Origin of the sequence: Caloramator proteoclasticus DSM 10124 (assembly GCF_900129265.1) — a bacterium.
In the GTDB taxonomy this organism is placed as follows: Bacteria; Bacillota; Clostridia; order Clostridiales; family Caloramatoraceae; genus Thermobrachium; species Thermobrachium proteoclasticum.
This window is the reverse complement of record NZ_FQVG01000049.1, coordinates 1-18,734: the sequence shown is the minus strand read 5'-3', so window position 1 is coordinate 18,734 and position 18,734 is coordinate 1. Positions and strand designations below refer to the sequence as shown.

General features: G+C 30.9%; 19 protein-coding genes. 14 read left to right on the top strand and 5 right to left on the bottom strand.

What is annotated here, in order from left to right:
- Positions 1-151: transposase (locus BUB63_RS13430; protein ID WP_200790236.1), on the bottom strand; the 151-nt coding region annotated here is incomplete at its 3' end.
- A 174-nt stretch (positions 152-325) separates the two neighbouring features.
- On the opposite strand from BUB63_RS13430, the gene cls reads away from it, so the two are divergent.
- The 6 genes from cls (at position 326) to BUB63_RS10445 (ending at position 7,427) form a co-directional block, all read left to right on the top strand.
- Complete coding sequence (cls, locus tag BUB63_RS10470) at positions 326-1,606, top strand: cardiolipin synthase (protein ID WP_073249630.1); 1,281 nt, start codon at positions 326-328, stop codon at positions 1,604-1,606.
- Positions 1,607-1,677: 71 nt separating this feature from the next.
- Positions 1,678-2,331, top strand: a complete 654-nt coding sequence (locus tag BUB63_RS10465) for a helix-turn-helix domain-containing protein (protein WP_073249629.1) — start codon at positions 1,678-1,680, stop codon at positions 2,329-2,331.
- A gap of 163 nt (positions 2,332-2,494) precedes the next feature.
- Positions 2,495-4,075: a sodium:neurotransmitter symporter family protein gene (locus BUB63_RS10460; RefSeq protein WP_073249627.1), complete on the top strand. Its 1,581-nt coding sequence runs from the start codon at positions 2,495-2,497 to the stop codon at positions 4,073-4,075.
- Positions 4,076-4,300: 225 nt separating this feature from the next.
- Complete coding sequence (locus BUB63_RS10455; RefSeq protein WP_084106744.1) at positions 4,301-4,957, top strand: hypothetical protein; 657 nt, start codon at positions 4,301-4,303, stop codon at positions 4,955-4,957.
- 34 nt (positions 4,958-4,991) lie between these two features.
- Positions 4,992-6,677 carry a sensor domain-containing diguanylate cyclase gene (locus BUB63_RS10450; RefSeq protein WP_073249623.1) on the top strand — a complete coding sequence of 562 codons (1,686 nt, stop codon included), beginning with the start codon at positions 4,992-4,994 and terminating at the stop codon, positions 6,675-6,677.
- 69 nt (positions 6,678-6,746) lie between these two features.
- Positions 6,747-7,427 (top strand): phosphatase PAP2 family protein, encoded by a 681-nt coding sequence (locus BUB63_RS10445; protein WP_084106742.1) that lies wholly within the window; start codon positions 6,747-6,749, stop codon positions 7,425-7,427.
- Between the two features lie 15 nt (positions 7,428-7,442).
- Here the strand turns inward: BUB63_RS10445 and BUB63_RS10440 are convergent, their stop codons facing one another.
- Both BUB63_RS10440 and BUB63_RS10435 read right to left on the bottom strand, forming a co-directional pair.
- The gene (locus BUB63_RS10440; protein ID WP_073249621.1) at positions 7,443-9,335 is read right to left on the bottom strand and encodes a SpoIID/LytB domain-containing protein; all 1,893 of its coding nucleotides are present in this window, start codon (positions 9,333-9,335) and stop codon (positions 7,443-7,445) included.
- Positions 9,336-9,346: 11 nt separating this feature from the next.
- A complete protein-coding gene (locus BUB63_RS10435) occupies positions 9,347-10,171 on the bottom strand; it encodes a Nif3-like dinuclear metal center hexameric protein (RefSeq protein ID WP_073249619.1) in 825 nt (274 codons plus the stop codon).
- 112 nt (positions 10,172-10,283) lie between these two features.
- On the opposite strand from BUB63_RS10435, the gene BUB63_RS10430 reads away from it, so the two are divergent.
- The 7 genes from BUB63_RS10430 (at position 10,284) to BUB63_RS10405 (ending at position 16,670) form a co-directional block, all read left to right on the top strand.
- Positions 10,284-11,306, top strand: coding sequence for a YkvI family membrane protein (locus BUB63_RS10430; protein ID WP_073249617.1), 1,023 nt, complete (start codon positions 10,284-10,286; stop codon positions 11,304-11,306).
- Positions 11,307-11,364: 58 nt separating this feature from the next.
- Positions 11,365-12,483 (top strand): hypothetical protein, encoded by a 1,119-nt coding sequence (locus BUB63_RS10425; protein ID WP_073249615.1) that lies wholly within the window; start codon positions 11,365-11,367, stop codon positions 12,481-12,483.
- 91 nt (positions 12,484-12,574) lie between these two features.
- Positions 12,575-12,736 carry a hypothetical protein gene (locus BUB63_RS13645; protein WP_156897902.1) on the top strand — a complete coding sequence of 54 codons (162 nt, stop codon included), beginning with the start codon at positions 12,575-12,577 and terminating at the stop codon, positions 12,734-12,736.
- 99 nt (positions 12,737-12,835) lie between these two features.
- Positions 12,836-13,945: an ABC transporter ATP-binding protein gene (locus tag BUB63_RS10420; RefSeq protein WP_027309253.1), complete on the top strand. Its 1,110-nt coding sequence runs from the start codon at positions 12,836-12,838 to the stop codon at positions 13,943-13,945.
- 13 nt (positions 13,946-13,958) lie between these two features.
- Positions 13,959-14,885: a PucR family transcriptional regulator gene (locus BUB63_RS10415; RefSeq protein WP_073249613.1), complete on the top strand. Its 927-nt coding sequence runs from the start codon at positions 13,959-13,961 to the stop codon at positions 14,883-14,885.
- Between the two features lie 5 nt (positions 14,886-14,890).
- Complete coding sequence (locus BUB63_RS10410; RefSeq protein WP_073249611.1) at positions 14,891-15,916, top strand: LacI family DNA-binding transcriptional regulator; 1,026 nt, start codon at positions 14,891-14,893, stop codon at positions 15,914-15,916.
- 43 nt (positions 15,917-15,959) lie between these two features.
- A complete protein-coding gene (locus tag BUB63_RS10405) occupies positions 15,960-16,670 on the top strand; it encodes a 2-phosphosulfolactate phosphatase (protein ID WP_073249609.1) in 711 nt (236 codons plus the stop codon).
- Between the two features lie 11 nt (positions 16,671-16,681).
- On the opposite strand, the gene BUB63_RS10400 is transcribed toward BUB63_RS10405, so the two are convergent.
- Together BUB63_RS10400 and BUB63_RS10395 are read right to left on the bottom strand one after the other, a co-directional pair.
- Positions 16,682-17,854, bottom strand: a complete 1,173-nt coding sequence (locus tag BUB63_RS10400) for a class I SAM-dependent rRNA methyltransferase (protein WP_027309408.1) — start codon at positions 17,852-17,854, stop codon at positions 16,682-16,684.
- A gap of 2 nt (positions 17,855-17,856) precedes the next feature.
- Positions 17,857-18,216, bottom strand: a complete 360-nt coding sequence (locus tag BUB63_RS10395; protein ID WP_027309409.1) for a PilZ domain-containing protein — start codon at positions 18,214-18,216, stop codon at positions 17,857-17,859.
- A 108-nt stretch (positions 18,217-18,324) separates the two neighbouring features.
- Between BUB63_RS10395 and BUB63_RS10390 the strand changes: the two genes are divergently transcribed.
- Positions 18,325-18,660 (top strand): DUF2391 family protein, encoded by a 336-nt coding sequence (locus BUB63_RS10390; protein WP_051350736.1) that lies wholly within the window; start codon positions 18,325-18,327, stop codon positions 18,658-18,660.
- The last annotated feature ends 74 nt before the right edge of the window (positions 18,661-18,734 follow it).

Genomic DNA, 18,734 nt, shown 5'->3' with positions numbered 1-18,734 from the left:
TAAATAAACTTTTTATTACATTTTCGAAGCCAATTTTATGAGTAAATTCTTTAAGCAATAACAATCCTGTATCAGAAGATAAGTCACCACCATCAAAATTTAATCGTATTTTACTATTGCTTTCTAAACAAATATCATATAAACTAAACATTGAGAACCCTCCCTTTGTTTGGTATTTGTTTAGCAACTATATTATAACAAATTTGGGCCCTCTTTTTCATGTTTTTATTTCACTTTTTAAGTGAAATGCAGTTTAGTAAAAAATTAAGTTAATATGGGCTATAGAACTCTTTTAAATAAATTCCATGAATAATTCAGGTTATATTTGTTTTTAGGGCGAAATTGGAAAAGGCACAAGCTCAATGAGGAGTTTTCTCCTATAGTTAAGGATTTGATAAATAGAGTAATAAACAGGATAGACAAGGAAGACTATAAATATTTAGCTGAACTTCTTGCAAATAATAGCGATAGTCCTTTATTTGTTGATAATGATATTGAAATATTTAGCAATGGAGAGGAAAAATTCAATGCTCTTTTTAAAGAGATAGAGCGGGCAGAACATCATATACACTTAGAGTATTACATAGTAAAGTCGGATGATATTGGAAATAGATTAAAGGACTTGCTAATAAAGAAGTCAAAAGAGGGAGTAAGGGTTAGATTTATAATAGATAGAGTAGGAGCTATTAAATTATCAAGAAGGTATATAAAGGATTTGAGGGAGAATGGAGTTGATGTTGTACAATACTCTTATTTTATTGCTCCGCTGCTTAGAAGAATAAATACACAGATTAATTATAGAAATCATAGAAAGATAGCTGTTATAGATGGTAAAGTGGGCTTTATAGGTGGTATGAACATAGGAGATGAATATAGAGGACTTGGTAAGATAGGGGAGTGGAAGGATTTACATATAAAGGTTACAGGAGATTTTGTATTAGGATTACAGGGAGTATTTATTGACGATTATATGGCTGTAAAAAGGATAGATGATGCAGAGTTTTTTATGGAGGGGGAATTTGATAAGTATTTTCCACCAAGTGAAAAGTCAAAGGGTATAATAATGCAGCTTGTAAAGAGTGGACCAAACTCGGAATATCCTGCAATAATGCAGGGTATAGTTAAAATGATTTATATGGCAAAGAAGAAGATTTATATAACTACACCATATTTTGTGCCAACCGAGAGTGTTATGGATGCACTTAAAATAGCAAAATTAAGTGGTGTAGACGTAAAAATACTTTTTCCTGGTAAATATGACCACTTTTTAGTATATCACGCGTCTAAAACGTATCTTGAGGAGCTTGTAAGATGTGGGGTAGAGGTTTATTTTTATAATAAAAAAGCCTTTGTACATTCTAAGGTTATGACCATAGATGATTCCATATGTACTATAGGTACAGCAAATATGGATATACGAAGCTTTGAGTTAAACTATGAGGTTAATGCAGTAATTTATGATAAAGATACTACATTGAAAGTAAATGACCTATTTAAAAAAGATTTAGAAGAAAGCAGAAGGGTAGATTTAGAGTATTTTAATTCCGAACCTAAATACATAAAAATTATAGATGGTGTTTGCAGAATTTTCTCGGAGCTGTTATAATAGTTTTACTTTTCAGTAAAAGGCTAATTTGTTATACTATTTACAAATAAGGCAGCGTAAGGAGTGATTTTATGAGTAGAGTAGGCTCTAAAATAAAGCAAGAAAGAATAAAGGCTAATCTTTCGTTAAAGGAATTAGCAAAGAAATTAGGAATATCGGAAGGTTTTCTTCAGGATGTAGAGATTGGAAAAAGAGTAGCAAATGAGAATTTGATAAAAAGGGTTGAGAAATTATTAAATGTTAATCTAAGTGACTCACTTTTTGAAGAGGTGGATGAACCTATTGAAAATATAAAGGAATACAGAGAGCCTGTTAAGGTAAATAAACAGTTAGAGGATGCCTTTTCAAGTATATTAAAAAAGATACCGGTATGTGATTTATACCTAAAGGAAATATATGACTATAAGTATTTGCCAATTAAAGATAAAAAGGTTGAGGGTCTTAATGCTGAAAAGATATTTTACATAATTGCACCAGATGATTCTATGAGGGGGTTTAGAATAGCAAAGGGAGATAGGGTTATGGTATATTTAACTCCTGAGCTTGAAACAAATTCAATTTATGTAATAGAATTAGAAGGTAAGAGAATGATAAGACAGCTAAAAAGGTTAGATTCTAATAGGGTGTTATTAATTTCACAAAGCAATGAAATAAAAACTGAAAGTAAAGATATAAAATCCTTCAAAATTATAGGTAAATGTATAAAAGTTGAATTTGAACTATGAAACTAAAGGGAGTAGAGATTGTCTCTGTTCCCTTTAGTTTTTATCGAACTTTGTTAAAATATTAATCTTAACAAAAATTCACAATTTAAAGTAATAAATTAGTTGAAATTTTTAATAAAATGAATTATGATATATAAAAAATTACATGTAAAGGGGGATTTGTATGGAAGAAAGACGTGAAAATTGGGGGAGTAAATTAGGCTTGATTTTGGCTATGGCTGGTAATGCAGTAGGTCTTGGTAATTTCTGGAGATATCCTTACCAGGCAGCTAAAAACGGCGGCGGTGCATTTATGATTCCTTATTTTGCTGCACTTATAATGTTAGGTATTCCCCTAATGTTAGTTGAATGGAATCAAGGACGCTACGGTGGTAAATATGGACACGGTACATTAGGACCTATGATTTATCTACAAGCAAGAGAAGGTGTAAAGCCTAAAACAGCTGCAGTTTTAGGTGCTATTGCGGGTATGTTTGCCTTTTCAGTTACAGTTTTATTAAACAGCTATTATAACCACATAATTGGATGGACTCTTGGTTATTCTTATATGTCTGCTACAGGTCAATATATGGATAAGTCAATTAAGACAGGTGCCTTCTTTGGAGAGTACTTAATAAGCCCAGGAAAGTCTTTAATATTTTGGATTATTGCAGTAGCTCTACTTGGTTTTGCGGTAATGCGTGGAATCCAAAAGGGTATTGAAGCGTGGGCTAAGGTTATGATGCCAACAATATATATATTTGGTATTATACTAATAATTAGAACACTTACATTAGGTGCTCCAGTTAAACCAGATTGGACTCCTATAGCAGGACTTGACTATATTTGGTCTCCAAAATGGAGTGAACTTAATGCAAAGTCTGCACTTGCAGCGGCAGGTCAAATATTCTTCACATTATCCCTTGGTATGGGAATAATTCAAAATTATGCATCATACCTAAAACCTGATGATGATATAGTAGTATCAGGACTTGCAACTGTTTCATTAAATGAGCTTGCAGAGGTAATACTTGGAGGTACAATTGCTATTCCTATATGCTATGCATTTTTAGGACCAGAAGGACTAAGTGCAGGTGTAGGATTATCCTTTGTTGCACTTCCAAATATATTTAGAGCAATGACAGCAGGAAGGTTATTTGGAACATTGTGGTTCTTGCTTCTTTTCTTTGCAGGATTTACAAGTGCGATTGCTATGTACAACTATTTAGTTGCTCTACTTGAAGAGGAAATGGGAGTAAAGAGAAACGTAGGTTCTGTTTTAGTATTTGGTCTATATATAATAATAGGTTTACCAGTTGCATTAGAGGGTATTTTAACTAAGAAGGCAGAGCTTTTCTACTTAAGTGAACTTGATAACTGGGTAGGTAGCTACTTCTTAGTTGTATTAGGACTACTTGAAGTAATAGTTGCTGGATGGTTAATGGGAGATAAGGCCCTTGAGGAAATGAACAAAGGAGGATATTGGAAGGTTCCAAAATGGTTCTTTAATCTATTTGTAAGATTTTTGGCACCAGTTTATATAATTATACTATTGGTATGGTCTACAATTAACTATTATAAAGAAGGTTATTTCAAACTTGTTCCAACCTTTGCTGAAAAAATTCCAGAGCTAATTCCTTGGGTACAGGGGGCAAGAGTTGTTATTATTGTAGTTCTAATTATAGGATTTGTACAATCTTATAGAAGTATAAAGAGAAAATACTCTGAAGAAATAAAGTCTGGCAAAGTTTTAGTTGTTAGATAGGAGGGGTAATATGTCAGGTGGAGCTCTTGCTTTTATGATAATATCCTGGGGACTTATACTGGCGGCTTGTTATGTTACAATGGCGGCATTGTTAAAAAATAGCAAATAACAATTGAAAAAAATACAGGAATGGTTTAAAATATATCTAACCATTCCTGTTAATTTTTATAAAATACTGAAAATTATAAAATGTGCTCTAAATACCTACTCTTTGGGGGTGTAAATATGCAGATGGTTAATATTTTAAAGAGTTTATATGAAAGAGTTGAAAAATTAAAATTAGAGGGAAAAAAGAAAAACAAAATTAATAAAGCTTTGAATAGGTTGATTGAAGAATATTCAAATATTGATATAGATACAAACAATGAAATATATAAGGCACTAATTAAAAAGGGAAAGGATGTGTTAAAGTCTACAAGCACTGCTGATATTGAAGGTTATATTAGGTATTGTGAGGCTGCAATTTATGATTTTAAGGGGGATTTAAAACCATTAAATTACCTCTTTAGAGCATTTTTAATTACATCAATATTGTTTATGATTTTAGCACCACAGTATTTTGGACCAATACTTCCTTTGATTTTTATATTACCTATATTTTTGGGTATTAAAGGTTTGAAAAAGAGGAGTGCAACGGGGCTTACCCTTGCCTTATCTGTTTTACCTATGGGGCTTTTAACCTCTGTTGCATCAATAAAAAATTCAATACTTGCATTAGGTGAAGGAAATAAGTTTTATACTGAACTGGCACAATTTTATAAAATTAGTTTATCTACTGCGAAGGGATTGTTTTTGGCATTTTTTATTCTTTCAATTGTTTTAGCCTTTACATCAATTTATACTTTTGTAATAGGTGTTAAGCATAATAGGATGTTTGTATAGCTATTACAATAAAGGTATTGGGGAGAATGGTGTAATGAACAAAAGGTTTAGATATTTCATATTGTTACTGGGATTTATAGTATTTATTTCATCATCTTTAAAGTTTAATCTTAGTTTTAATTATAATTTTGTCTTTTGGAGTGCGGTTATTTCAGCTGTCATAATGGATTGGTCTCTTCTTTATGTGGGGGAGTTTAATGTTGAATTTACAGAGACAATAACAGTATTTATATATCTATTTTTTGGGGTTTATGTAGCAGTTGTATATGAATTTATCTATACATTATTAGGATTTTTAATAGGATATATTACAGGTAAAAGAGAGTTTAATTTATTAAGGTATCTTTTTAATGTTTCTATGTTTACAATTATTACCTTTATATCAGGAAGATTTGTTGAGATTTTAAGGTATAATATTAAGCTCCCCTATATTACAATGCTCATATTTTCAGCACTAACATTTGACTTTATATTTCTTGTGTTGAATATATTATTTCTTACCATAGATAAAAGCTTAGAACAAAACAAGTTTTTTTCGTTTAAGAACTATGATTTTCCAATATTATCATTAAATCTTATTATTTCAACTACCCTTTCTGTAGTATTATATGTTATACACGGTGCTATTGGACTTGTTGGGTTGATTTTGGTTTTTGGGGTTTTAATTATAATTCATTATGCATTATACTTATATAACAAGATAAACTTTAAAACATCATTAATAAAAAGGCTTTTAATTACGACTGAGGATTTGATAAGACACGGTGATTTAAAGGAAAAATGTGATTATTTATTGTTGCATCTTAAAGAGATAATACCCTACGAAATTGCTTCTTTATATTTCTTTGATGCAAAGAATGAGGATGTGTCATATCCTATTTCCTACTATTCAAATTGCGAGTTGGATATAGGAGATTTGAGTATAAGCTTAAAAAATGGAATAACATTTAATATTATAAAAAAGGGAGATATATACATAAGTAAGAACATAAAAAAGGATGGCAAGATAAAGATAACTGGAAAACTATTAGATCCCATAGATGCAGCAGTTTTTGTTCCGATTAAGATTAATTCTGAAGTTAGAGGTTTAATTTTTGTTGGTGGAAAATCAAATTTGGTTGATTTTCTATCGCAGGATATTAACGATATACTAAACATATTATCAAGTCAAATGTCACTTGCACTTTTAAATTATGATTATATGTTATCTATTAAGAAGGAAGCCGAAACAGATGTGTTAACTGGACTTGGAAATAGAAGGTTGTTTGATAGAGAGATACAAAACCTTGTAAAACTTAAGAATAGATTTTCTCTTGTTATATATGATATAGATGATTTTAAGAATGTTAATGATACTTATGGACATATTGTTGGTGATGAAGTGCTTAAACACGTATCAGGCATAATTAAACGTTCTATTAGAAAAACAGATATACCCTGTAGATATGGAGGAGAAGAGTTAGTTATATTGTTTAAGGATTTATCTAAGGAAGATGCTTTTGTAATATCTGAGAGAATTAGAAGACAAATTGAGGCATCTCAGTTGTTTGTAGGTAATAAAATAGTAAGAGTTACAGTATCGGGGGGTGTGGCTTCCTTCCCGGATGATGGTCATAATGCAAAGGAGATAATTGAAAAGGCTGATTTAATATTATATAATGAATGCAAAAATAAGGGTAAGAATAGAGTTTGTATATATCCAGGTATAGTACAAAGTTAATAATAAGTTAATAAATAATATAAGGAAAATTATGTATAATATAAATAGGGTAAAGAAAGGGGGAAGAATATGAGAGATAGGTTAAAGAACCTGTTTTTACAGGCATATAGGGACTATAAAAATGTTACCTTGAGATTGTTATTGCTTTCTTCAATAGGTGTACAGTCTAAAATATATGTCCTTTTAAACAATTATCGTGGTAAGGTATACCATATTCAATCCCCCATAGATATACTCATACCTTTTAATAAGTATTTTATTGTACCCTATATATACTGGTATATATATCTGGGTTTTGTATTCTTTTATTATGCGGTTTATGACGAGAAGAAATATTATAAGTTATTAGCTGGCGTAAATTTAGGTATGATGATATGTTTTGTTATATATTATTTTTACCCAACTTATGTACCAAGACCGCAGGTTTATGGTGATGATATTTTTGCAAATATGGTAAGGTTTATTTATGAGAGGGATAACCCATATAATTGTTTTCCAAGTATACACGTTTTAGATTCAGTTTTGTTTGCCGTCTATATAAATAGAGACGAAACAATAGATGTAAAATACAAATTATATTCAACGGTAATTTCCTTTTCTATTGTTCTTTCAACTTTATATGTGAAGCAGCATTATTTTTATGATGCAGTTTCTGCGGCAATTTTAGCCTATACTATGTATGTAGTATTTAACTACAAGGAAATTGTTGAATTCTTTAAGAAAAGAGTACTTGTATATATAAAAGAATAGCACGCATAATGCGTGCTATTCTATTTTTAAATCATATAGACTTGTATATTGAATATCTTTATAGAAGGTAGAGAGAATCGTTTTATAATTTTCTCCTATTCTTGACTTTTCAATTAAACCATATTGACTCAATCCAACACCGTGTCCATATCCTCCACCATAGATTGTGATAGAAGATAAATTTCCTGATTTAAATTCCCTATCTATGCTGAAAAAAGGAGAGGGGATGCTATCAAAATCCTGCAATGAATTACCGCGTATTCTCTGAATTTCTATCTTTGTCCTTAATCCTTTTTGATATTCTACTGATGGAGTAACTAAACGTTTAATATTATTTGTCCCTTCTATTTTGTAGGTTCCACTTTCAGAAACTATTATCATCTCTTTTACAATACCTGAAGGAGTATGTTTGCTAATATATATATCTTTAATTTGACCTATGCCTTCCTCCTTTATAGAGGCTTTTTTGTAGATGTTAAATATCCATTTTTGCTTAAAAGCCTTAGGGTTGTTTATATAAATATTGTGTATATTTTGATTGATAATTTTAAATAAATTTGCATAAGTTAATGTGTACTTCCATCTAAAATAAGGGGAGGATGAATCAACTGCACTTATTGTCCAGTCCTTAAAGAAGGTTAAAGCAGTTGAATCGTCTGCTAAATCTTTGATTTCTTTGTTTGTATAGTTAGAAAAGGCTAAATAAGGCTTTGTATTTTGTTCTTTTTCTTGCCAAACTTCATCATAGGATGCTCCAAATCCACAGGAGGTCGAATAATATTTAGCATCTATTATTTTACCATTGTAGGTCATAACAATATTTTCTGTCTCTTTTACAGCATTTTTAACTAAATTGTTTGTAGGTTGACTGTTATATACCTGTGAATAGGTAGAATCATCTACGTGAAAACCGTATCTTGCAAATCTTCCGGATAACATATCTGATATAGCATAGGTTCTTGCAGAAACAGCCTGTGCCTTATATCCCTCTACTCCTGCGGAATATGGAACTTCCGATGGAACTACATAAATAAGGTAATCCTCAATAGAGACTATATTTGTAACAATAAATCCTTCCTTTTTTGGTGTGAGTTCAATAGTGCCTGGGTATGTTGGGATATACATATTATCTGTTTTATTTAATGAGTTTTTTTCTATACTTATAAGTGAATTTCTAATTCCAGATATTTTTACTACATTCTTTGTATTTATTAATTTTGATTTTATATTATCTTTATTATCGAGCACGTTTAAAATGAAGTAGTTGTTTGTATATATAATTTGTAATTTATCTTCCTTAGGAATTCTATATATTTGACCATCTATCTCCACCTCAAGTCCTTTTTTTGAATAGAGTTTAATTTGTTGATGTAGATAGATGTTGTTGTTATTTGTGGATATCCCTACCCTTATTGTATCGAGTATAGGAGGTTTATCTACAACTATTAGCTGTATTTTGTCTTCGGAATTAAAGTAATAGGTGTATCCAGAATTTCCCACAACAAAAAAGTTTTTTGATACTGTTTTTGGTTTTCCTTCTTCGTATAAAACATACTGTAAATTTGATGACTTGTTATACTGTTTTCCTTCTACTTCTATTGTGTTACCCTGCAGTGAATTAAAGGTTCCACTTATCTTTTTTGATTGAGTGGCTTCTTTTATAAAAATTCCCTTGAATTTTATGTTATAGCAGTTGTAATTAGGATTAAACATATGCTTTGGTATAGTTATTTTTTTTGTGCTGTTATTATAAAAAATTTCAACATCATAGTTTTTCTTTTTTTCTTCATAATTAATCACTATACCACAATCTATTTTAGATTCTTTATAAAATAGAAAATAATAAGCAGAATATAAAACTCCAGATAGAATTAAAATTAAAAACAGATATCTTTTTATTTTTTTCAAGACCACCACCCCTATCTGATGATGCCGCTTGTGGTTGTAACTTCTATACCCATCTTTTCCAACTCATTGATTAATATGTTTATACCTATAGAATCTGATGGCATATGTCCTGCAACAATTACATTTCCTATGTTCTGTTCTATTACAGCACTTCTTACATCATCGGGAACGTGCATACAAATAATTGTTCCTACACCTGCTTCAAAGTATGCCTTAAATACATTTTTTCCGCCGTTTGTTCCACCAGCCATTAATACAGCTATTTTACCTGCATAGTCATCAGGAGCTCCTACACGTATTACAGGTTTTATTGGAGATTTTTGATATTCAGGTATTTCCATCAAAACATCTATGACATCCTTTAGTGTAGCTTTTTGGTTTGAGCTTAGCCTATTATTTATGTGGTTTTGAACAAAATTTTCTGTGATAATGTCACAGGGCATATGAATGTTCATATATGGAATATTTAGAAGTTTTGCAAAGGATTGAACTCTATCAAAATTTTTTGGATGAGACGCTCTTTCTAAGGTACTTATTTTTTCCTTTAGGGCCTTTTGTGCTTTGTTTATTGGAACTCCAAATTCCACCATTTTATCAATTTGTCTATTTAGTACATTATGAAAATTTATTTCTGGAAATCCAGTATGGGGATGGTGACTAATTACTGCGTCATATCCAAGTTGTTTTGCAAGTAAAAGTTCAGGAGTGTCCATATCAACTCCAAATAATACCTTTTTTATATTTTGTCCCTCAACAATAATTCCTGAATCCTGTGGTATTTCATCAATACCAGCTAAATTAAGAGCTAAGTTCATTATATCTGAAGTAGTTACCATATTATTTTACCTCCTTTTAATTATACATATATAATTTTACCAAATATTTATTGTAATTAACAGTTAAAAAAGAGAATAAAATTTAAAAGAATTGTGAATAGGGGGAATATGTGTGAGGGATGAATTTAAAATAGCAGCGGTTTTTATAGGAACAATTATTGGTGCAGGTTTGGCATCTGGTCAGGAGATACTACAATTTTTTTCAAGGTTTGGATATAAGAGTTTTGTGGGGATTTTGTTTTGTTTTTTCCTCTACATAGTTTTATCATTAATATTTATAAACTTAGCATATATAAAGCATTTTAGAAGCTATAATGATTTAGTTTGTTACTGTTTAGGAGATAGGTTAGGATTTATAGCAGATTGGATGATAACAATATTTATATTTTTTAGTAACACAATAATGATATCTGGTGGAGGAGCAATGCTAAATGAATATTTAGGTATAGATAAGGCCTATGGAATTATAATAATGGCTTCTATAGCTTTTTTGGTTGCATTATTTTCAACCAATGGTGTAATAGCAATAAACTCCTTTATAGTACCCTTATCTACATCTATAGTTTTAATACTTGGTGCCTTTGTTTTTGTAGAAAATAGGTTTAATCTTAGTATTCCCTATTTCAATAATAGAATTATATATAGCTCAGCAATACTATATTCGTGCTTTAACTTTATGACAGCAGTAGGTGTTTTGTATCCTATGGCAAGCGAGGTTAAAAATAAGCAAAGTTTTTTAAAGGGGTGTGTTTTGGGAAGTATAGTGCTTACTTTGCTTGGGATTATAATTAACTATAATATTTTAGTTTATTATCCTGCAAGTTTTAATAGCGAAGTTCCTAATCTTTATATAGCAAAAAATTATGGACCTTTATTACCACTTTATTTAACAATAATAATATGGCTTGAAATGTTTACTACAGAAGTAGGATGTTTGTATAGTCTATCAAGAAGAATACAGCTTTTTTTAAATAAAAGTTATTTTATATGCTTAATTTTAATATTAATTGTCTCTATTCCCTTTTCGTTTATAGGATTTTCCAATTTAATTAAGCTTTTTTATCCACCCTTTGGATTTATAAGTTTGATAATATTATTAGTTGGAACTATAAAATATATTATCTTAAGAAAATAGAATTAAAATATTATAAATACAAATACTAAATATAAAATACTAAAGATGGGTGATGTATATGAAAAAATTATTAGTTTTAGTTTTGTCAGTTTCATTAATCCTTTCGGCATCCTGCAGTAACAAAGGAGAAAATCAAGAAAAGAAAAACGATAACAAAGAACAGGTAATGAAGATAGATGAAAAACAAGCAATGTCTTTTATTGATAATTATTTAAGATATGTTTTAAAGGGAGACTATGCCGCCTTAACAGGTTATTATACTGAAAAGCTTAAGACTTCTATAAAAGAAGTAAAGACACAGTCAAATCCAAGACCAGTTGCCTTTAAAATTGGAGAAGGAGATATAGAAAAGGATAGGGCTGAGTTTAAGGTTACAATGTTTCACGCCTATGATGGTAAGCCCTATTATTCAGTAGACTTTTTTAAGTATGTTGTAATAATGGATAAGGATAAATTGCTAATTGACTCTATTGATAAGGAAAACACGATAGATATATATGAACAGGACAAAACTCTATTTAAAAGGGATAAAGACTCAGGAAGAGGGGAAAAAATATTTACGCTTAGGGATTTACCTACCTTTGTTTATTCTAAAGAGACTGTAAGGGAACAAAAATATGAGGTGCCAAAAAAAAGTTTTGGACCTTGTGCAACAACAGAGGACGGTAAATCAATATTAGTTAGTAGTATTGGAGAGAATAGTTATTTAGGATATATAAAGATAGTAGAGTCTAAAGAAGCGTTTAAGGTAGCACAGGGTGAAGAGGAAAAGAAAAAAGATGGAGATGGAAAGGCACGGGGCACAGAAGAGGAGAGTAATAAGGAGGAGGAAAAGTCAAAAACAAATTTTACTGTAAAGGATATAGACTTTTACTTCAGTTCTACTATAACCTCTGTTATTTTTTCACCCAGTGGGCAGAGTCTTGTAGTTGAGGTTAAGGATAAGAATGGTTTATCATTTTTATCATTATATAAATCTTCAGGAGAGAAAATGGATTTGAAATTAGAAAGAAGATTTCCAAAGGATAGGTTTTCCCTTACAAAACCATATTTTGTTTCAGAAAATGAACTTGTGTTTTCGGTTGTTCCTTCAAAAAATGCAACTGATGAGGAGGCTAAATTAAAGGGGGATTGGGTTTTAGATATACAAAAGGGTGATACAAGCCAGATAAAATAAAGGTTATTAGAATAACAAACTTGTAATATCTATTATAATAGAATATAATTTAATTAAAAGAAAATTTAGAAAATTGAAGTGGGGTGTTTTTATGGTGGGCAGGGGCAGTAAGGTTGTTAGCTTAAAAGTTTGGAGATTAAAGAAAAAATGTAGAGGGTTATTTTGTTTTATTGAGTTTATAAAGGGTATATTTAAAAGACAAGTTAAAAGGCAGAATAAGAAGATAGATTATAAAAAACCTGTAAATAATTAAGTTTGTTTAAAATGTACAAACTATTCATATATCTTTGCTATACTAAATAATAAAGAAAAGTTATACAATAATAAAAAAAGACAATCGAGGGGGAATAGTATGGCAAAGGTTGTATTAAAAAATATTTACAAAATCTATCCAGGCAATGTAGCTGCAGTAAAGGACGTTAATCTTGACATTGAAGATAAAGAGTTTATAGTATTAGTTGGTCCATCTGGATGTGGTAAGTCAACTACACTTAGAATGATAGCAGGACTTGAAGAAATATCATCAGGTGAACTTTATATTGGAGATAAATTATGTAATGATGTTCCACCAAAGGATAGAGATATAGCGATGGTTTTCCAAAACTACGCACTATATCCACATATGACAGTTTATGAAAATATGGCATTTGGATTAAAATTAAGAAAGGTTCCAAAGGAAGAAATAGATAAGAAGGTAAGAGAAGCTGCAAGAATATTAGATATTGAACATCTTTTAGATAGAAAGCCAAAGGCTCTATCAGGAGGTCAAAGACAAAGAGTTGCACTTGGAAGAGCAATAGTGAGACATCCAAAGGTATTCTTAATGGACGAACCACTATCAAACTTAGATGCAAAACTAAGAGTTCAAATGAGAACAGAAATATTAAAGCTTCATAAGAGATTAGATACAACATTTATATATGTTACACACGACCAAACAGAAGCTATGACAATGGGTACAAGAATAGTTGTTATGAAGGATGGTATAGTTCAACAAGTTGATACTCCAAGAAGAATTTATGATCATCCAGCAAATATGTTCGTTGCAGGTTTCATAGGAAGCCCACAAATGAACTTCATAAATAGCAAAGTTGTAGAAGAGGGTGGAAGATTATTTGTTGTATTTGGAAATACAAAGCTTCCAATACCAGAAGATAAAGCTAAAGTTGTTAAGGAAAAGGGTTATGTAGGCAAGGAAGTTGTATTTGGCATAAGACCTGAACATATAGATGATAGTACAGATTTCCTAAATGAATTTAAGGACAGCACAATTGATGCTAAGGTTGAAGTTATGGAACATATGGGTTCAGAAACATATCTATACTTAGTATGTGAAGGAAATAATATAGTAGCAAGAGTTGAACCAACAACAAAGGCAAAGATAGATGCAAATGTTAAAGTTGCTGTTGATATGAATAAAATGCATTTATTTGATAAGGAAACAGAAATAGCTATACTATAAGGAGAGGATAAGGATGGCATTCTGCGAAAATTTAAAATCAGCATTAAAGGCTAAAGTTTCTATATATGATTCAAATGGCAATATAGTAGATGGTGAAGACTTAGGTTTTGTTTTTACAAAGGATTTAGAATACAAGAATGGTATAACCTATATAAATGCTTCAAAGTACATCATTGCAATTTCAAAGGAGATATCGCAGGATGCTATAAATTTAGTTAGGATGATAGCTTTAGCTAATATAGAAGAGGCTGCAGGATTTATGCAGCCTCTTGAATATATTTTGAAAAATGATGTACAGAGCGAAACTTTAAGAGGACGCTTCTCTGACTATTCGGTTCTATACATAAAGTCAAAGACAAACTTTAAGGATTTATTAGAGAGTATATATGAATCAACAGATACAAGTATTATTCAGGACGATGAGGGTATATATATAGTTAAGGTTATAGATGATTTAGAACAAGAGGCTGATTCAATTATTGATGGTATATCTCAGGAGGCTGGTTCTAATGTACTTATAGGTGCCAGCAGAAGAGTAGGAGCAAGTTATACAATAAAGGATGCTGCAAATCACGCAAAACAGGCAGCAAACTTGGCAAGTATATTAGGTTTTAAAGAGGGATTTTATCATATTGATAAAATGTTAATGTATGGTATACTATATTCGTGCAGTGATGAAGCAGTAGAATACTATATGAATGGTGGATTTAATGGATTTTATGATGTCATAAAGGACAAGGAGCTTTTAGATACTGCAGAGGAGCTTTTTAAATGTCACCTTAATGTAAGTGAAGCCTCAAGAAAGCTCTATCTACATAGAAATACTCTACTTTATAGATTAGAAAAGATAAAAAATCTTACAGGACTTGATATAAAAAGGTTTGAGGAAGCTGTTATATTTAGAACTGTTGTAGCACTTTATAAGTTAAAAAGGAGATAGGTGTTATGGTAACAATAAAAGAGGTAGCAGAAAAGGCGGGGGTATCTCCATCTACTGTTTCAAGAGTAATATCCGATAGTCCTCGAATAAGTGAAGAAACTAAGGCTAAAGTAAGGAAGGTAATGCAGGAATTAGGGTATCATCCTAACGCAATTGCAAGGAGCCTTGTATGTAGAACTACGAATACTATAGGAATAGTTATGCCAAGAGCGGCAGAGGATGTATTTTTAAATCCTTTTTTCCCAGAGGCACTAAGAGGGATTGCAAAATCTACCCACGAAGAGGGATATTGTATACTAATTACTACAGGAAATACGGATGAAGAGCAGCTTGAATCACTCAATGCAGTTGTAAACGGAGGAAGAGTAGACGGAATTATTTTGATGTATTCAAAGATAGATGACCCAATTTTAAAGGCTGTTAAGAAGATGGAAATTCCCTTTGCGATGATAGGAAGACCGCCAAAGGGAGAAAACTGTGATTTTGTAGATAATGATAATATAGATGCAGCCTTTAATGTTACTGAGCATTTAATAAAGATGGGACATAGAAGAATTGGTTTGATAAATGGTTCATTAAATTTGGTGGTTTCTTTGGATAGATTTGAGGGATATAAAAGGGCTTTGAATAAACATAATATTGAGCTTGATGAATCAATTATTGTTTCAGGTGAGTTTGTCCAAGAAGGCGGATATGAAGGTATGAAGAAGATATTACAAAGTCCTAATCCTCCTACTGCTATTATTACAACAGATGACTTAATGGCATTTGGTGCTATTAAGGCAGCAAGAGAAATGGGTGTTAAGATTCCAAAGGATGTTTCTATAATGAGTTTTAACAATATACCTTTATCAGAGTTTGCAACACCAGCCTTAACGTCGGTTGAAATAAATGCATATACTTTAGGCTATGAAGCAGCAAAAATAGTAATTGATAAAGTAAAGGGAAGATGTAAACAAAAGATAAAGAAGGTACTTAAGACTCAAATAATATATAGAGATTCCATAGCTGAAAATATTAATAATAAATAAGGAGGATATATAAGCCTCCTTTGTGTATTTTAGGGGTGATAATATGAAAATAAAATTGTTTCCTACTTTAAATAGTGTTGAGGAAGAGGATTTAAAGGGAACAACAGCAGTTGTAATTGATGTTTTAAGAGCAACATCGGTTATAACTACAGCGGTATATAATGGGTGTTTAGATGTTGTTCCGGTACTTGAGATAGAAGATGCATTAACCTATAAAAATGAGGAGGTTTTATTAGGGGGAGAAAGAAGGGGATTTAAAATAGAAGGCTTTGACCTTTCAAATTCACCTCTTGAATATAATAGGCAAAATGTTGAGGGGAAGAGGATAGTTTTTACTACTTCAAATGGCACAAGGGCAATAATAAAAGCTAAATATTGCGATACAATATTAATTGGAAGTATGCTAAATGCTAAATATTTAGCTGATTTTGTTGTTAAAAATGGTAGTGATATAAATATTATATGTTCAGGTACTGATGGTAATTTTTCTATAGATGATTTTTTGTGTGCAGGTAAGATAATATATGAAATCAATAAATTAAAAGAAACTGATATGACAGACTTTGCTACTTTGGCGTATTTGACTTATATGAATAACAGAGAGAATATATTTGAATATTTAAAATATGCAAGTCATTATAAGTATATGATGTCAATAGGACTTGAAGAGGATATAAAGTATTGTTTTAAAGAGGATATTTTAGATGTTGTCCCATATTTTAAAGATGGAAGTATTAAAAAGTACCCCTTATAAAAGGGGTGCTTTTATATCACTTGTAATATCATAAATTTTAAGTATAGAGTTTCATCTGAATTGAAAAGGACTGGATGATCCTTTGATTGATTTCTATATTCCACAAGCCTTAATGTTCGTTTTGCGTCCCTTGCCGCATCCATAACTACTTCCATAAAAAGTTCAGGATACATAAAATGCGAACAGGAACAAGTAACTAAATATCCACCCTTTTTAACCATTTTGAGTGCACGAAGGTTGATTTCCTTATATCCTCTTACTGCACCTTCAACAGCAGAGCGTGATTTTGTAAATGCTGGAGGATCTAATATAACAACGTCATACTTTCTTCCTTCTTTAGCCCAAGTTTTTAATACATCAAAGGCGTTATGGGCCTCAAATTTACATATATTTTCAAGTCCATTTAGTTTTGCATTTCTTCTTGCAAACTCAACAGCGTGTTCAGATACATCTATACCAAGTACGCTTTTTGCACCAAAATGTCCAGCGTGAAGTGAGAAGGAACCTGTATGGCAGAAACAATCAAGTACATCTGCATCCTTTACTATGTCCTTTATTGCATATCTATTTTCCTTTTGGTCTAAGAAATATCCTGTTTTTTGACCATTTTCAATATCTACATAGTACTTAACTCCATTTTCTTCAGATATGATTGTTGTGTCAAAGGGTTCTGTTAAGAATCCCTTTCTTTGTTCAAGTCCCTCAAGTTCTCTTACAGGTACATCACTTCGCTCATAAATACCCTTAGGATTTAAAACTTCTTTTAGAACCTTTACTATTGTATCCTTCCATCTTTCTATTCCTAAGGATAAAAATTGAACTACAAGATAATCACTAAACTTATCAACAATTAGAGCTGGAATAAAATCGGCTTCACCAAATACAACTCTACAAGATGTAGTTTCAATTACCTTTTTTCTATAATTCCAAGCATCCAATATACGCCTTCTAAAGAAATCCTCGTTTATTTCTTCGTCTTTTTCTCTTGTCATTATTCTAATTGTGATTTGGGATTTTGGGTTTATGTATCCTTTGCCTATAAACTTACCCTTATAATTATAGACTTCAACTATATCTCCAGGTTCAAAATCTCCCTCGATGTTTTCAATTTCATTTTTATACACCCAAGGATGTCCATCTTCAACTCTAAGTCCTTTTTTATAGCCCAAAAAAACTTTTGCCATATCTAAACCTCCGTTTTATTGTCTTGTTTTAATATATATGTTCTTATTTTGTGTATATCCTCAAGATTCAATGCAATAAATTCTCCGCCACAATAAAAATATCCATTTGAATTTTTATTCCATCTAACTTTTACAAGAGCTTTAAAGGGAAGATAGTCATCTATTCTAAGAAAAAAAGAGACAAAGGCATCCTTTGGTATAAAAAAGTTTGATTTTAATGCAATGCCTGCTTCAGAGATATCGACGGTATAAAGTTTGCAATTGTCACGAAAGGTTCTTTTTTCGTTGTTATATATAACTGATGGATATAGTATTTCACATTCTAAACGTGCTCTTTTATATTTTCTTCTTTCTTCCCCCATTTTATCTCCTCCTTATAGCTATTATACTAAAATTTAACTAAAATAAACATATTTATTTTACATTAATATTTTTAAGTTGCAGAAAATATATTAAAAGGAGGTGTGTTTATGTTACAGGCTGACTATATGCAGAGGCTGTTACTAATCGCATTAGCTAATATAGGTATAGTTATTGTGACATTCTTTATATTTTCATTTATATTTTCGGGAGAGTGGAGACACAAGATATGGGAAAAGTACATTAGTTCATTTGCTAAATTTGTTGTATATATATTTATAGTAAGTCTTGTTGTAAATATTTTAACAGCGTGGGCTGTTTATGCATTGCAACTTGATAGATATATAAATGTAATAGTTCCAATGGTTCAATCTATTATAATAGGTTTTGTTGCAGCGTGTGTTCCAAGACGTGGTGTGGAATATAAGAGATATAGTGAAAAGTAAATTTTAAAAATAAAAAAGAAGTCACCTAAATATAAGTGGTGACTTCTTAAGTTTTAAAAGTTGTTTATATTTAA

Coding starts and splice junctions, on each gene's coding strand:
- BUB63_RS10425 (WP_073249615.1), top strand. CDS start 11,365: ATGAAAAAATTATTAGTTTTAGTTTTGTCAGTTTCATTAATCCTTTCG.
- BUB63_RS10400 (WP_027309408.1), bottom strand. CDS start 17,854: ATGGCAAAAGTTTTTTTGGGCTATAAAAAAGGACTTAGAGTTGAAGAT.
- BUB63_RS10435 (WP_073249619.1), bottom strand. CDS start 10,171: ATGGTAACTACTTCAGATATAATGAACTTAGCTCTTAATTTAGCTGGT.
- BUB63_RS10450 (WP_073249623.1), top strand. CDS start 4,992: ATGAACAAAAGGTTTAGATATTTCATATTGTTACTGGGATTTATAGTA.
- BUB63_RS10420 (WP_027309253.1), top strand. CDS start 12,836: ATGGCAAAGGTTGTATTAAAAAATATTTACAAAATCTATCCAGGCAAT.
- BUB63_RS10465 (WP_073249629.1), top strand. CDS start 1,678: ATGAGTAGAGTAGGCTCTAAAATAAAGCAAGAAAGAATAAAGGCTAAT.
- BUB63_RS10410 (WP_073249611.1), top strand. CDS start 14,891: ATGGTAACAATAAAAGAGGTAGCAGAAAAGGCGGGGGTATCTCCATCT.
- BUB63_RS10405 (WP_073249609.1), top strand. CDS start 15,960: ATGAAAATAAAATTGTTTCCTACTTTAAATAGTGTTGAGGAAGAGGAT.
- BUB63_RS10415 (WP_073249613.1), top strand. CDS start 13,959: ATGGCATTCTGCGAAAATTTAAAATCAGCATTAAAGGCTAAAGTTTCT.
- BUB63_RS10390 (WP_051350736.1), top strand. CDS start 18,325: ATGTTACAGGCTGACTATATGCAGAGGCTGTTACTAATCGCATTAGCT.
- BUB63_RS10455 (WP_084106744.1), top strand. CDS start 4,301: ATGCAGATGGTTAATATTTTAAAGAGTTTATATGAAAGAGTTGAAAAA.
- BUB63_RS13645 (WP_156897902.1), top strand. CDS start 12,575: ATGGTGGGCAGGGGCAGTAAGGTTGTTAGCTTAAAAGTTTGGAGATTA.
- BUB63_RS10445 (WP_084106742.1), top strand. CDS start 6,747: ATGAGAGATAGGTTAAAGAACCTGTTTTTACAGGCATATAGGGACTAT.
- BUB63_RS10460 (WP_073249627.1), top strand. CDS start 2,495: ATGGAAGAAAGACGTGAAAATTGGGGGAGTAAATTAGGCTTGATTTTG.
- BUB63_RS10395 (WP_027309409.1), bottom strand. CDS start 18,216: ATGGGGGAAGAAAGAAGAAAATATAAAAGAGCACGTTTAGAATGTGAA.